Genomic DNA, 14,754 nt, shown 5'->3' with positions numbered 1-14,754 from the left:
GTGGGGAAAAATTATTAGAGGAAATGGATAATTTTAATGGTTTATAAGCATTTCTAATATAACCAGGGCCAGACTAAACTGACCCTGAAAATTACTCTTACGCGGCTTCTTTCGTGCGCTTGAAATTCACATCCATTTGCGGGTAAGGGAAGCTGATGCCCTGAGCATCAAACTCTCTTTTAATGCGTTCCAGTACATCCCAGTAAACATTCTGCAGATCGCCACTGTTACTCCACGCACGCACCACAAAGTTAATCGTGGATGCGCCCAGTTCATTGAGGCGCACAGTGATTTCGCGGTCTTTCAGCACTCGCTCATCGCTGGTGATAATGTCGGTTAAAATTTGCTTAACCAGGTCGATATCCGAATCGTATGCGACGCCAATAATAAATTCGTTGCGGCGTACCGGTTCGCGGGAAAAGTTAATAATGTTTCCGGCGATAATTTTACCGTTTGGTACCACGACAATCTTGCCGTCTACCGTACGTAAGGTGGTGGAGAAAATCTGCACATTGAGCACCGTGCCAGCAATACCGCCGAGATCTACATATTCCCCTGCTCTGAATGGACGGAAAGTCACAAGCAGCACGCCTGCGGCCAGGTTAGAAAGCGAACCTTGCAGCGCCAGACCAATTGCCAGACCGGCAGCACCGAGCACCGCGATGACGGACGCAGTTTGTACGCCCACGCGCCCCAAAGCGGCAATTAAGGTGAAGGCGATGATGCCGTAACGCACCAGAGCGGAAAGGAAATCAGCCACAGTGGCATCAATATGACGCGACACCATTACGCGGTTGATGGTGTTGGACACCATACGAGCCACGATCATCCCGACGATAATAATCGCAATCGCCGCCACAATGTTGACCGCATAGCTCAGCAGTAACGCCTGGTTGCGGACCAACCAGCCTCCGGCATTATTAATACTGTCTACTACGTTGAGATCTTCCATTCACTGTTCCTTGTCATTACCAAAATTCTGCGCCGCAAAGGCACAACAGAGTCTTTAAAGAGTAAACAAAACAAAAGAATATGCCAACTTAGTCACAATAATGCTCAAAAAACGCAAAAAAACCCGCGCAACGCGGGCTTTAAAATGGCACTCAAAATTGGTTAATTTCAGGACAGGAAATTAAATCGAATGCGTGAAGGTACGCGAGATAACATCCTGCTGCTGCTCACGCGTCAGCGCGTTAAAGCGCACCGCATAACCAGAAACACGAATGGTGAGCGTTGGATAATTTTCCGGGTGCTCGACGGCATCCATCAGCATTTCGCGGTTCATTACGTTGACGTTTAAATGCTGCCCGCCCTCGGTTTTCACATCGTGATGGAAATAACCATCCAGCAGACCCACCAGGTTTAGCTGGCGCACCGCATCGTCTCGACCTAAAGCCGCAGGCACAATAGAGAAGGTGTAAGAGATGCCATCTTTCGCATAGCTAAACGGAAGTTTGGCGACCGAAGTTAATGACGCAACCGCACCTTTACGATCCCTGCCGTGCATTGGGTTTGCGCCTGGCGCAAAAGGCGTTCCGCCGCGACGTCCGTCTGGTGTGTTACCGGTTTTTTGTCCATACACGACGTTTGAGGTGATCGTGAGGATCGATTGTGTCGGTACCGCATTGCGATAAGTCGGCAGCGCCTGGATCTTCTTCATAAAGCGCTCGACCAGATCGCAGGCAATGGCATCGACTCGATCGTCATTATTACCGTATTGCGGATATTCACCTTCAATCACGAAATCAACCGCCAGCCCGTTGTGGTCACGCACCGGTTTCACCGTGGCGTGTTTAATCGCGGAAAGCGAATCCACCGCGACAGACAATCCCGCTATGCCACACGCCATGGTGCGATAAACGTCCCGGTCGTGCAGCGCCATCAACGACGCTTCGTAGCTATATTTGTCATGCATGTAGTGGATGAGATTCAGCGCAGTCACGTATTGCGTGGCCAGCCAGTCCATAAAGTGATCCAGGCTGCTCATCACCTTGTCATAGTTCAGCACGTCATCAAGCAGCATCGGCATTTCCGGCCCGACCTGGATTTTGAGCTTTTCGTCCATTCCACCGTTGATGCAATACAACAGCGTTTTTGCGAGGTTGGCTCGTGCGCCAAAGAACTGCATTTGCTTGCCGATGACCATCGGACTGACGCAGCAGGCAATGGCGTAGTCATCACTGTCAAAATCACAGCGCATCAGGTCGTCGTTTTCGTACTGTAATGACGAGGTTTCAATAGATACTTTTGCCGCATAAATTTTAAAAGGTTTCGGCAACGCTTCCGACCACAAGATAGTCAGATTCGGTTCCGGCGCCGGCCCCATGGTGTAAAGCGTGTTCAGGTAGCGATAGGCGTTTTTGGTGACCAGCGTGCGCCCATCAAGCCCCATTCCGCCGATAACCTCCGTCGCCCAAATGGGGTCACCTGAGAACAGCGAGTCAAATTCAGGTGTGCGCAGGAAACGAACCATACGGATCTTCATAATGAAGTGGTCGACTAACTCTTGCGCCTGAAGCTCCGTCAGCAAGCCGGCCTTGATATCGCGTTCGATATAAATATCGATAAAGGTGGTGGTGCGGCCCAGGGACATCGCCCCGCCATTTTGCGACTTCACTGCAGCCAGATAAGCAAAGTAGAGCCACTGCAACGCCTCTTGTGCATTGCGGGCAGGCCGTGAAATATCGAAGCCATAATTTGCCGCCATCTCCTGAATTTGCAGCAAGGCACGGCGATGCTCAGACAACTCTTCGCGCAGGCGGATGACATCCTCAAGCTTTTCACCACGCTCCAGTTGATTTTGCAGGTCAGCAAATTGCAATTCGCGCTCACGCACTAAATACGCGATGCCGTACAGCGCCACGCGGCGGTAGTCGCCAATAATACGACCGCGCCCATAACCATCAGGCAAGCCGGTTAATACGCCTGATTTACGGCAGCGCAAAATATCCGGCGAGTAAACATCAAACACACCCTGATTATGTGTTTTACGCAGCGAGGTAAACTGGTATTCGAAATCAGGATCCATTTCACGACCATAAGCTTCAAACGAGCTTTTGATCATGTTGATGCCGCCATAGGGATGCAAGGCGCGTTTCAGTGGTTTGTCGGTTTGCAAACCCACGATTTTTTCATGCTCTTTAACAATATAACCGGGGGCATGTGCAGTAATTGTGGTGGCAATATTGGTATCGAAATCAACGGGCGCATGGGTGGCATTTTCGATGCGAATGCCATCCATCACCTTTTCCCACAGTGCGGTAGTGGCAGGCGTTGCGCCCGCTAAGAATGATTCATCACCCTCATATGGCGTATAGTTTTGCTGAATAAAATCCCGAACATTAATATTGGTTTTCCATTCATCACCTGAGAATTGCTGCCAGGCATGGGAGTAATTTTCGTTGGTAATATCAACATCTACTTTCATGACATCATTCCTTTAAACCACATAATTAATTTATACCCTTTAGATTTCGAATTACAGGCAGGCGGCAAGGGAGTAAATCCTCATAAGCTTACTTAAGTAAGTGACGGGGGTTTATAAATGCAGCCCACCTGCAACTTGAAAGATGACGGATATATCAGGCGTATTCAGCAAACTGGCATTCTTTACCCAAATGCAGGGCATCAATTGCAATCATTTTCTCTTCGTTAGTCGGAATTACCGCACAGATGACAGATGAAAGATCACTGGAAATAATTCGCTGACCTATTCGGTTCGGTTGGTTATTTCTGTCAGTGTCCAGTTCAATACCAAAAACGCGTAAACGTTCTGCCACCAGGTGACGAATTAATATTGAATTCTCACCAATACCACCGGTAAAAATAACGCCATCAAAACGATTTAATGAAGCGGCATGTGCGCCTATGGTTCGGGCAATACGATGAACAAAAGTTCTGATGGCTAATTGCGCACGCACATCGCCATTATGCCAGGCTTTTTCAAGAGTACGTAAATCAGACGATATTCCTGAAAGCCCTAGCAGCCCCGACTCTTTATTGACGACCTGTTCCAGGTCATCCATTGATTGCTCAGTTTGACGGGCAAGCCAGGTCATTGCGCCAAAATCCACGTCACCGCAACGCGTCCCCATGATCAGCCCTTCGAGCGGCGTCATGCCCATGGAGGTATCAACGCTGACTCCATTTTGAACCGCGCAAACCGAAGCGCCATTTCCTAAGTGAGCAATCACCAACCCCGAGTTTGCTGGGTCCAGACCGGGTAACTCGCCCGCTTGCTGAGAAACATAACGATGTGATGTGCCATGGAACCCATAACGGCGTACACCGTACTCTTCAAAATAGCGATACGGTAAACCGTACAAATACGCTTCAGGTTTCAGGGTCTGATGGAAACTGGTATCAAATACTGCGACCTGTGGAACGCCAGGGAAGCGAAGCCGCGCAGATTCCACCCCGTGTAAATTGGCGTAATTATGCAACGGTGCCAAAGGTGAAACCTGGCGAATTTGTTCGATAACCTCATCGGTAATTAAGACTGACTCACTGAATAAAGATCCACCGTGAGCAATTCGGTGGCCGACAAAAGCGACGCTATCGATTAAATTTCTAATCTCCAGTTCAGCCGCTATTGCAGAAAGCGCTTCCTCATAATTCTGGTGAGCCAGAATAACTGGCTCTCCATCGTTGACGGTTAAAAATGCTTTCTCAGTATTAATACCTTCACAAATCCCAGATAAAAGTACATCGCAAGTTTCTGCATCTAACACTGAAAACTTAACCGAAGAAGAACCGCAGTTAATCGTCAACACTACAGGGTAATCATTCATCTTTAAATTCCACTCATCCTGAGTCAATCGAGAATAATTAAATTAGTTTGTAGACAATATTAAGAATGGTCAGCAAACCAATGACGGTGACAAAAATGTTTTCTGTTTTACCTTTATATTTCGCCAGTGCAGGTGTTTTGCGGATGGCATACATCGGCAGCAAGCAAAGCAGTGAGGCGATAATCGGTGCACCCATCGCTTCGATTAAATCGAGGATGTTCGGGTTCGCGTAAGCCACAACCCAGGTTGAGCCCATGATGAAAATCATGCTGATAAAGTTGAGGCGACCGCCGGAAACTTTAGTTTTATCACCTTTGTAACCGAACTTGAGGATCAGGCCGTTCAACCCTTCCAGCGTACCGAGGTAGTGGCCAAAGAAGGATTTGAAGATGGCGACCAGCGCAATAATCGACGCGCCATATTCAAGCGTTGTGGCGAAAGTCGATTTGGAGCCAGACATAGATGAGAAGTGGTTCGCCAGATAGGAAAGCACCGGTATGTTTTGCGCTTTCGCTTCAGCCATATTCTGTGGGGAGAGCGTGAACAGGCAGCTAAAGGCAAAGAACATGACCACGGCAACCATCAGCATACTGGCGCGGGAGATGATTTTGGAGCACTTTTCTTCGGTGTATTCACGGCCAAATTCACCCTCATACTCTTCACGTTTGGATACCACGAATGAGGAGACAATCGGAGAGAAGTTAAAGGAGAAGACCATAATGGAAATGCCCAGCCATACGGTGACCAGGATGCCATCGCTACCGGTAAACGAAATATCACTGAGACTGGCTTGATCGATAACCGCAGAGTTCCAGTAAGGGATCAGCGAAACAGAAATCAGAACCAGGCAGGCGATGAATGGGAACACCAGATAGCTCATCACTTTGACCATAAGATCTTTGCCAAAGTAGATAACAAAAGCCATCAACAGCAGCAGGAACAGCGCCACCACTCCACGGTTCAGCGGCATCAGCTGGAGCTGGTTTTCCCAGAACGTCATGAAGGTATTTGTGATGGTGACGCCATAAATCCATAACAACGGGCAAATAGCGAAAAAGTACAGGAAGGTAATCACCACACCGCCTGTTTTACCAAAATGCTCTTCTACCGTTTCAGTGATATTGCCTGAAGGGTTACTGCCAGAAAGGCACAGACGAGCGAGCGCGCGGTGGCAGTAGAAGGCTATTGGAAAGGCAAGAAACAACATAATGAGTATGGGAATTAAACCGCCATATCCTGCACGAATAGGGAAGAATAAAACCCCGGCGCCGATGGCCGTTCCAAATAAACCTAATGTCCATGTGGTGTCAGATTTGCGCCATTGCGATGTAACTTTTTGACCAATAATTGTTGCATCTGTATTACTCATAATAATGTTCCTTAAGTAATTCTATACGCGTGATATTTCCAACTGCACCGCTATTAATGGCGATGCAGCTTTATTAATTGGAGGAGTATGTCAAATATCGGCTGAACCTGTAATTTGTGAAACGCGAGAGAGATCAATATTTCCACCAGAGATAATACTAACTGTTTTACGCCCTTTAATATAGTGATCGAGTTTTCCGCTTAATAATGCAGCAGACGCCAGGGCACCTGCCCCTTCGGTGACCACTTTATTACGTTGGATCAAGGCAACCATACTATTTCGGATTTCATCTTCACTGACCAAAATAATATCGGTGACTAATTTTTTAACGATTTCAAAGGTAAGACGACCTGGCCGCGCAACATCACAGCCGTCAGCTAATGTCCCTGACGTACGATGTGACATTAACTCGCCCTTGTAGAATGATGCCGCCATGCCATGGACGTTCTCTGCCTGAACCCCAATGATATTGATTGTCGGGTTAATGGATTTAATCGCCAGGGCGATACCGGCTATTAAGCCACCGCCACCAATAGGCACAATCACGTTGTCGACGTCGTATAAATCTTCAAGGATTTCAAGGCCGATCGTCCCCTGGCCGGCAATCACTTTTTCATCGTCATAAGGTGGAATAAAGATACGTCCTTCCATTTCAACGATTTCACTCACTTTGGCGATGGTGTCGTTGAAGTTATCGCCGTGCATCACAACCTGTGCCGAGTAGTCAGACGTGGCGGCCACTTTGGATTTAGGTGCGCCATTTGGCATCACCACTTTGCCGTTAATGCCGAGGATGGCACAAGACAGTGAAACGCCCTGCGCGTGGTTACCCGCAGAACACGCCACAACTCCTTTGCGTTTTTCTTCTTCAGTTAAAGAACTGAGCTTATTAAACGCACCACGGATTTTAAATGAACCGGTACGCTGCATGTTTTCAAATTTTAAAAATATTTCGCCTTTGCAGCATTCGCTAAGATAATTAGAGCGTGGCATTCCTGTTTTGTAGATATAACCAGCAAGTCTTTTTTTTGCTTCGAGTACATCAATAATAGTGACAGGAAGTTCATAGTCGATATGCATGTTGACCTCAGCATTTAAAAACAAAAAATAGGCGTGGTGACAATGTAATTAAATCATCACCTGGAATTAGTTATAGAATTCGTTATCAACCACTAAAGTAAATTAAGCTACTTCAGTTAATTGATTGAATTGAAATCTGCTTCGTAATGAATGTTTTTTTGCCAGCTCAACTAATGTTGCTGCGGATTGGTGAATGCGATAATTCTTAGACCATACAGCAGCATAGCGAGCAATAGGTAATTTATCTGCAACGGGGATTTTAATAAATAAGTTAGACCCGAATGGAGAAATCATGTCCCGTGGAATAACTGTCAGGAAATCGGCATTCAACACGAGATTATAAATGGTGACGACTGAATCTGTTTTAACGATGTTTTCGCTTTTAATATTATTTTTTTGCAATGTGGTGAGAAGCTCACTGTAATATCCCATTTCGGTTTGTGGCAATACCCATTGTTCCTGAGTTAACTCACTGAGCGTTGTCATCCCTTGAGTCGCCCGGGTTCGGCTGGCCACCAAAATGAATTCCGACTCAAACAGCGGTTCAATATGCAAATCCTGTAGCAGCATTTCATCGCTCAATGTGCCAATGGCAAAATCCAGACGCCCATCGCGGATGGCAGGTAAGAAAGAGGATAACTGGGCTTCAAACATTGAAACCTGGGCCTGCGGGAACACTTCTTTAAACTCTTTCATCATCCCGGGCAAAAACGTAAAACCAATCAAAGAGGGGTAACCGAATGACACGTCGACTACGCTGTTACCAACCATTTGATTCATTTCGCTACACAAGTTTCTTAGTTCACGAGTAATGGATTCTGAATAAGTCAGTAGGACTTTTCCCGCCTCGGTTAATTTTACCCCGGTGTTTTTTCTGATGATAAGTTCTAAGCCAAAATAGGCTTCCATGTCGCTGATAATTTTGCTGACCGCAGGTTGAGTCAGACTAAGTTGTTTTGCAGCAGAACCAAATGAACCACTCCTCACCACTTCCTGAAAGACAAGCAACTGTTGTGTTTTAGGTAATGTATTATTGTCCATGAAGTTCTGCACCTGATTAATTATCCATGCAGCAGATCATAACGAATTGCGCTGTAGATGTTATGTGGCTTGACTCACAAATACTCGACCGATAATTGCATGAAATGCAACCATTCAAAAAATATCATTTAAAAACATATAGTTATGAAATAGCGATCTGCCTTTAATATGATGAATATCAACCTTATTCGCCCTGATAAAATTAAGTTATGGAGATAATTTAATCATATAAGATGAAATAAAACGCTGTTTATACTGTTTTTTATAATAGCAAGAGAAGATTTATCTTGGTTGAACATCAGTATATTAAACAAACTTTGCCATTTTTAAAAATTTATTAATAAATAAACTGGGCTTATTGATATAAATATTTAAGTATACGATTTGATCTATTAAATATTAAAAATTGAACCTGTAGCACTCTTTCAATAATAAATACTGAGATAAAAACGATTGCCCTCTCAACAATGCAAAAAAAAAGCCCGCACGAGGCGGGCTTGATTCAAGCATTTACTGCTTCAAATTACAGAACGTCTACTGCGTTCAGTTCTTTGAAAGCCTGCTCCAGACGGGTGATCATAGAAGTCTGTGCAGAACGCAGCCATACGCGTGGATCGTAGTATTTTTTGTTCGGCTGGTCTTCGCCTTTAGGGTTGCCCAACTGGCCCTGCAGGTAAGCTTCGTTAGCTTTGTAGTAGCTCAGGATACCTTCCCAAGTTGCCCACTGAGTATCGGTATCGATGTTCATTTTGATAACACCGTAGCTCACGGAATCTTTGATTTCTTGAGCTGTAGAACCGGAACCGCCGTGGAATACGAAGTTCAGAGAGTTGTGCGGCAGGTTGTGTTTCTTAGAAACATAATCCTGAGAATCACGCAGGATAGTCGGGGTCAGAACCACGTTACCTGGTTTGTAAACACCGTGCACGTTACCGAAAGAAGCCGCGATGGTGAAACGTGGGCTGATTTTGCTCAGTTCGGTGTAAGCGTAATCAACGTCTTCTGGCTGAGTGTACAGAGCAGAAGCATCCATATGGCTGTTGTCTACGCCATCTTCTTCGCCGCCGGTGCAACCCAGTTCGATTTCCAGAGTCATGCCCATTTTGGACATACGAGCCAGATACTTAGAGCTGATCTCGATGTTTTCTTCCAGAGACTCTTCAGACAGGTCGATCATGTGGGAAGAGAACAGTGGTTTACCAGTTGCTGCGAAGTGTTTTTCACCCGCGTCCAACAGGCCGTCGATCCACGGCAGCAGTTTCTTAGCGCAGTGGTCGGTGTGCAGGATTACTGGCACGCCGTAATGTTCAGCCATCTGGTGAACGTGGTGTGCGCCAGAGATAGCACCCAGGATTGCAGCACCCTGAGGAACGTCAGTTTTCACGCCTTTACCCGCGATGAACGCAGCGCCACCGTTAGAGAACTGAACGATTACTGGTGCTTTAACTTTCGCAGCAGTTTCCAGTACGGCGTTGATAGAGTCGGTGCCTACGCAGTTAACTGCTGGCAGAGCAAAGTTGTTTTCTTTTGCTACCTGGAAAACTTTCTGTACGTCATCACCAGTGATTACACCAGGTTTTACGAAATCAAAAATCTTAGACATGGTTGTTTGTCCTGTATCGTCGGCCAATTTGCCCGTTAGGGTAAATGAAGAAATATTAACCACCTACCATTCACTGTAAGCGGCAAAAATTGAACGGGCAGGATAACCTGCCCGTAATCATTACTTCTTAGCGCGCTCTTCGAGCATTGCTACTGCTGGCAGTACTTTGCCTTCCACGAACTCCAGGAATGCGCCGCCCCCAGTGGAGATGTAGGAAATTTTGTCAGCAATACCGAACAGGTCGATAGCTGCCAGAGTGTCGCCGCCGCCTGCGATAGAGAAAGCTTCGCTGTCTGCAATTGCATTAGCAACGATTTCAGTACCTTTGCGGAAGTTCGGGAATTCGAACACGCCAACCGGGCCATTCCACAGAATGGTTTTTGCATTCTTCAGGATTTCAGCCAGTTGAGCTGCAGATGCATCACCGATGTCCAGAATCTGCTCATCTGATTTCACGTCGTTTACAGATTTCAGAGTTGCGGTTGCAGACTCAGAGAACTCAGTCGCTACGCGAACATCAGCAGGAACCGGGATATCACAGATAGTCAGCAGGCGTTTAGCTTCGTCAACCAGGTCTGCTTCGTACAGGGATTTACCTACATTGTGGCCTTGAGCAGCAACGAAGGTGTTCGCGATGCCACCGCCAACAATCAGCTGGTCAGCGATTTTGGACAGGGAATCCAGAACGGTTAATTTGGTAGAAACTTTAGAACCGCCAACGATAGCAACCATTGGACGAGCAGGTTCTTTCAGTGCTTTACCCAGCGCGCTCAGCTCTTCAGCCAGCAGTGGGCCTGCACAAGCGATGTCTGCAAATTTGCCCACGCCGTGAGTAGAAGCTTGTGCACGGTGCGCAGTACCGAATGCATCCATTACAAATACGTCGCACAGTGCAGCGTATTTTTTAGACAGGGTTTCGTCGTCTTTCTTTTCGCCTTTGTTGAAGCGAACGTTTTCCAGAACAACCAGTTCACCCGCCGCAACTTCAACGCCATCCAGGTAATCTTTAGCCAGACGAACAGGAGCAGACAGCTTGTCTTTCAGGTAGTTAACTACCGGAAGCAGAGAGAATTCTTCGTTGTACTCGCCTTCAGTCGGACGACCCAGGTGAGAAGTTACCATCACTTTTGCGCCTTGCTTCAGGGCCAGTTCGATAGTTGGCAAAGATGCACGGATACGTGCGTCAGATGTCACTTTCCCTTCTTTAACTGGTACGTTCAAATCTGCACGGATCAGAACACGCTTTCCAGCCAGATCCAGATCGGTCATCTTAATTACAGACATGGTGAATCCTCTCGTTGATTCTTAAAGTTTTGCGGACGCTTTATGCGCCTTACCTGAAACCACTTGCGGCCATGACTAACGTCGTGTCGAGCATTCGGTTAGCAAAGCCCCATTCGTTATCACACCAGACTAAAGTTTTAATCAGATGTTGCCCACTGACCCGAGTTTGCGTGCCATCAACAATGGCACTATGCGGATCGTGGTTAAAATCAGTCGAGACCAACGGTAATTCCGTATAGTCAACTATACCATGAAATGAATCACGTGCTGCTTTTTGCAGCAACTTGTTGACTTCATTGGCATTAACTGCATTTTTCACTGTCACACTTAAATCGATTGCCGTGACGTTAATGGTCGGAACACGTACCGCAATCGCCTCAAATCGGTCGTTAAATTGCGGAAAAATACGTGTGATACCAGCAGCAAGACGCGTATCTACAGGGATAATAGACTGGCTGGCGGCACGCGTGCGGCGCAAGTCTGGATGATAGGCGTCGATAACCTGTTGATCATGCATAGCAGAATGGATGGTGGTTACCGTGCCCCACTCAATACCGTAAGCATCATCAAGCAATTTGATAATAGGAATAATGCAGTTTGTAGTGCAGGAGGCATTTGAAACGATGCAATGTTCAGCCACCACACTTTCATGATTCACACCGTAAACCACGGTGGCATCGAGGTCGTTACCGCCAGGATGGGAGAAGAGGACTTTTTTGGCACCGGCTGCAAGATGCGCTTCACCGTCTGCACGGGAACCAAACACACCGGTACAATCGAGCACCACATCCACGCCCAGTTCACGCCACGGTAAATTTTCAATTTCCGGTTCGTGCAAGATACGGATGGTGTCATCACCTACCCATAACTGACTGCGTTCCTGACGAACGTCCCAGGCGAAGCGGCCATGACTGGTGTCATACTTCAACAGATGCGCCATACCCGCAGCATCAGCCAGTTCATTGATTGCTACCACGGTAATTTCCGCACGGCGACCGGATTCGTACAAAGCACGTACCACGTTGCGCCCAATGCGACCGAAGCCATTAATTGCTATGCGTACGGTCATATCTCTCCTGCCAGAATCCCTGAGACTAAGTGGCTGACAGAGTAATCCAGCAATCGTCTGAGGGGAATCCTCGCACTATCGAAACTGCAATTGTTTGCTTAATTGTCGAACATTCATTCGACTGAAACGCTTCAGCCATGTTAAGCGATACGGGGAATAAATGGAACGTTACCCCATGACAGGCAACCGATCTTCTGACGTACGTCACAAATTTGATGGAATAAATGCAACGACAAAAGGTCGGAGGATGAATAATGACCAGTTAAAATCAAGAATAATGGAAAAACAGCGGGCCGCAGTAACGGCCCGTGTCGCTATAAAATTTGATGGTAACCGCCCTGCTCATCCATACATAACTGCATATTAGCGGGCTGACTGTTTTCAAGAACCCGCAGCACATTTAGCCCGTCGGTCATCTGGAAAAAATCTACCGCCTGTTGCCGGGTCAAACCACCGCGCATTTTCCTGCCAATCAAACGTTCTGAGAGCCGTTCAGGTTGGGCCGAAATAAATACTGAATAATCACATAACGCCCGCAATGATTGCCATTCAGGTTGATTGAGCAGCAACCAGTTCCCCTCAACCACAACAATCGGCGCCTTCACCGTGATCGCATTTTCTACCGGGTCGTGCAAATTACGATCGTACTGCGGCCATTCACTTTCGGGCTGATGCAAAGCACGCAGCGCATCAGTCAGCTTTGCAACATTAAAAGTCTGCGGTGCACCTTTATGCTGCTTGAGATTATTCGCCAGCAGATAGTCGTTGTAGTGATGGAAGCCATCCATCGGCAAAGCCTGGATCACCGGTAATTCTGTATCTTGCGTACTCAGATATTCCCAAAAAGCCGCCAGCGTCGACTTACCGGTGCCTGGCGGAGCCGCCAGAAACACCACCAGCCTACGCTGCAACTGCCTTTGCTTTTCTGCTAACTGCTTTAACAATGGCTTATGTAACGTCTCGACCTCTTGATCGTTAAAGCGGGCTTGCGTCTCTAATCCATTAATCTTTAATGTGACATTCACCAGACTAGCTCCTTCAATAATGAAGTCACCGCCAGAGATAACGCCGTTTTCACCAGATTGCCGTAACGCACTTCGGAATAAATAGAGAAGTCCGAATACTTCATGCTTTTAATTGCATTAAACAGCGTAGCGTTTTGGGTAATTGAATTCAGGTTCGCAATGAAATCGTAAGTGACATCATCATGAAACTGTATGGTCTCTTTGCTGTGTTGCACAAAATCGCAAAACTGGGCAAAACAGGTAATATCGGCATACAGCCATTTATCCATTTTCCCCAGCGCGTATATCAGGCGCAACGCAACGTCGATATCATCCAGCGGCCCACTTCGGGCAAGCAATGGCTTAACGGCGTACTCGACGATCTCTTCATCATTATCAACAAATAACGAAGGCAGAAATTGCCTGATACCGGATAACAAAATATCGTGAGCGACGCTCATAAATGAGGCCAGATCATTTTGCGCTTCCAGCCTTTCAAGCACATCATCTTCGTTCAACGTGGTCATCAATAGCTCAGGACATTAAAGGTGATGTAGAGAGTCTATAATATTACAGGTGCGCTCTATACCATTAATCAAAAGCGTTTGAGTGCGTACCACATCACCTTCCTCACGCACGCCTTGCAGAATATCCCCTCCCGTCACGCCAGTGGCGGAGAATAAAACCTCATCGCTTTTGACAATTTCATGCAGACTGTAAATGCGGTTAACCTCAACGCCCATTTCAGCACAGCGGCGATGTTCAGAATCCGCAATCAGGCGATTCTCCCGGGACTCCCCTTTTGCCTGGCAAAAATCTAAAAGCTCGATTTGCATTTCCCCATCCAGCGCTTTCACCGCACAGGCTGAAATCACGCCTTCTGGCGCACCGCCGATGCTGTACATCACGTCGTACTGGTTTTCCAGTAAGCACGTCATTACGCTTGCGGCGACGTCACCATCGGGTAAAGCAATCACTTTCACACCCAGACTTGTGGCGACTGCGATGGCATCCTGATGCCGCGGTTTATCCAGCGTGACCATTCGTAGCCGCTCGAGCGGTTTGCCCAATGCTTTGGCAATATTGCGCAGATTTTCTTCAAGCGTGACCGCCAGATTGATCACGCCTTTTGCCTTTTTGCCGACCACCAGCTTTTTCATATACATGTCGGGCGCATGAAGCAGTGAGCCTTGGGGCGCACAGGCCATGACCGCCAGGGCATTGTTTTGCCCCATCGCCACCATGCGCGTACCTTCTATGGGATCGACGGCGATATCAATTTTCGGAGTGGGTGCATTCCCTAACATCTCGCCGATATACAGCATCGGCGCGTGGTCGATTTCTCCTTCACCAATGACAATCTTCCCCTGCATTTCGATTTGATTAAGCGCATTGCGCATCGCCTGCACAGCCACACCATCAATACGATTCTTGTCACCGCAACCGATGAGTGGCCAGGCAGCCAACGCTGCCTGCTCCGTGGTGCGGAAAAAAGGATAAGCCAGCGTTTTCAT

At 47.2% G+C, this 14,754-nt stretch carries 12 protein-coding genes; all 12 read right to left on the bottom strand.

Annotated elements, in window-relative coordinates; translation table 11 throughout:
* Positions 1-97: 97 nt before the first annotated feature.
* The 12 genes from WBL83_RS05710 to glpX all read right to left on the bottom strand — a co-directional run bounded on the left by WBL83_RS05710 (position 98) and on the right by glpX (position 14,754).
* A complete protein-coding gene (locus WBL83_RS05710) occupies positions 98-952 on the bottom strand; it encodes a small-conductance mechanosensitive channel MscS (RefSeq protein WP_424588237.1) in 855 nt (284 codons plus the stop codon).
* A 180-nt stretch (positions 953-1,132) separates the two neighbouring features.
* Positions 1,133-3,427 carry a formate C-acetyltransferase gene (gene pflB / locus WBL83_RS05705; RefSeq protein ID WP_424588236.1) on the bottom strand — a complete coding sequence of 765 codons (2,295 nt, stop codon included), beginning with the start codon at positions 3,425-3,427 and terminating at the stop codon, positions 1,133-1,135.
* A 154-nt stretch (positions 3,428-3,581) separates the two neighbouring features.
* Positions 3,582-4,790 (bottom strand): propionate kinase, encoded by a 1,209-nt coding sequence (gene tdcD, locus WBL83_RS05700; RefSeq protein WP_424588235.1) that lies wholly within the window; start codon positions 4,788-4,790, stop codon positions 3,582-3,584.
* A 37-nt stretch (positions 4,791-4,827) separates the two neighbouring features.
* Entirely contained in the window at positions 4,828-6,159 is a 1,332-nt protein-coding gene (gene tdcC, locus WBL83_RS05695; RefSeq protein ID WP_424588234.1) for a threonine/serine transporter TdcC, read from the bottom strand.
* Positions 6,160-6,249: 90 nt separating this feature from the next.
* Positions 6,250-7,239 carry a bifunctional threonine ammonia-lyase/L-serine ammonia-lyase TdcB gene (tdcB, locus tag WBL83_RS05690; protein WP_424588233.1) on the bottom strand — a complete coding sequence of 330 codons (990 nt, stop codon included), beginning with the start codon at positions 7,237-7,239 and terminating at the stop codon, positions 6,250-6,252.
* Positions 7,240-7,341: 102 nt separating this feature from the next.
* Positions 7,342-8,280: a transcriptional regulator TdcA gene (tdcA, locus tag WBL83_RS05685; protein ID WP_424588232.1), complete on the bottom strand. Its 939-nt coding sequence runs from the start codon at positions 8,278-8,280 to the stop codon at positions 7,342-7,344.
* Between the two features lie 523 nt (positions 8,281-8,803).
* On the bottom strand, positions 8,804-9,883 hold the full coding sequence (gene fbaA / locus WBL83_RS05680; protein WP_034498356.1) for a class II fructose-bisphosphate aldolase: 1,080 nt from the start codon (positions 9,881-9,883) through the stop codon (positions 8,804-8,806).
* 120 nt (positions 9,884-10,003) lie between these two features.
* Positions 10,004-11,167, bottom strand: coding sequence for a phosphoglycerate kinase (gene pgk, locus WBL83_RS05675; protein WP_120064879.1), 1,164 nt, complete (start codon positions 11,165-11,167; stop codon positions 10,004-10,006).
* Between the two features lie 49 nt (positions 11,168-11,216).
* Positions 11,217-12,236 carry an erythrose-4-phosphate dehydrogenase gene (epd, locus tag WBL83_RS05670; RefSeq protein WP_424588231.1) on the bottom strand — a complete coding sequence of 340 codons (1,020 nt, stop codon included), beginning with the start codon at positions 12,234-12,236 and terminating at the stop codon, positions 11,217-11,219.
* A 314-nt stretch (positions 12,237-12,550) separates the two neighbouring features.
* Positions 12,551-13,261: a nucleoside/nucleotide kinase family protein gene (locus WBL83_RS05665; protein ID WP_424588230.1), complete on the bottom strand. Its 711-nt coding sequence runs from the start codon at positions 13,259-13,261 to the stop codon at positions 12,551-12,553.
* Positions 13,258-13,767 carry an MltR family transcriptional regulator gene (locus tag WBL83_RS05660; protein ID WP_424588229.1) on the bottom strand — a complete coding sequence of 170 codons (510 nt, stop codon included), beginning with the start codon at positions 13,765-13,767 and terminating at the stop codon, positions 13,258-13,260. The genes WBL83_RS05665 and WBL83_RS05660 overlap by 4 nt, the downstream gene beginning before the upstream one ends.
* Before the next feature lie 15 nt (positions 13,768-13,782).
* Complete coding sequence (gene glpX, locus WBL83_RS05655; RefSeq protein ID WP_424588228.1) at positions 13,783-14,754, bottom strand: class II fructose-bisphosphatase; 972 nt, start codon at positions 14,752-14,754, stop codon at positions 13,783-13,785.

Source organism: Buttiauxella sp., assembly GCF_049686335.1.
GTDB lineage: Bacteria > Pseudomonadota > Gammaproteobacteria > Enterobacterales > Enterobacteriaceae > Buttiauxella.
This window is presented reverse-complemented; position numbering and strand designations above follow the sequence as displayed.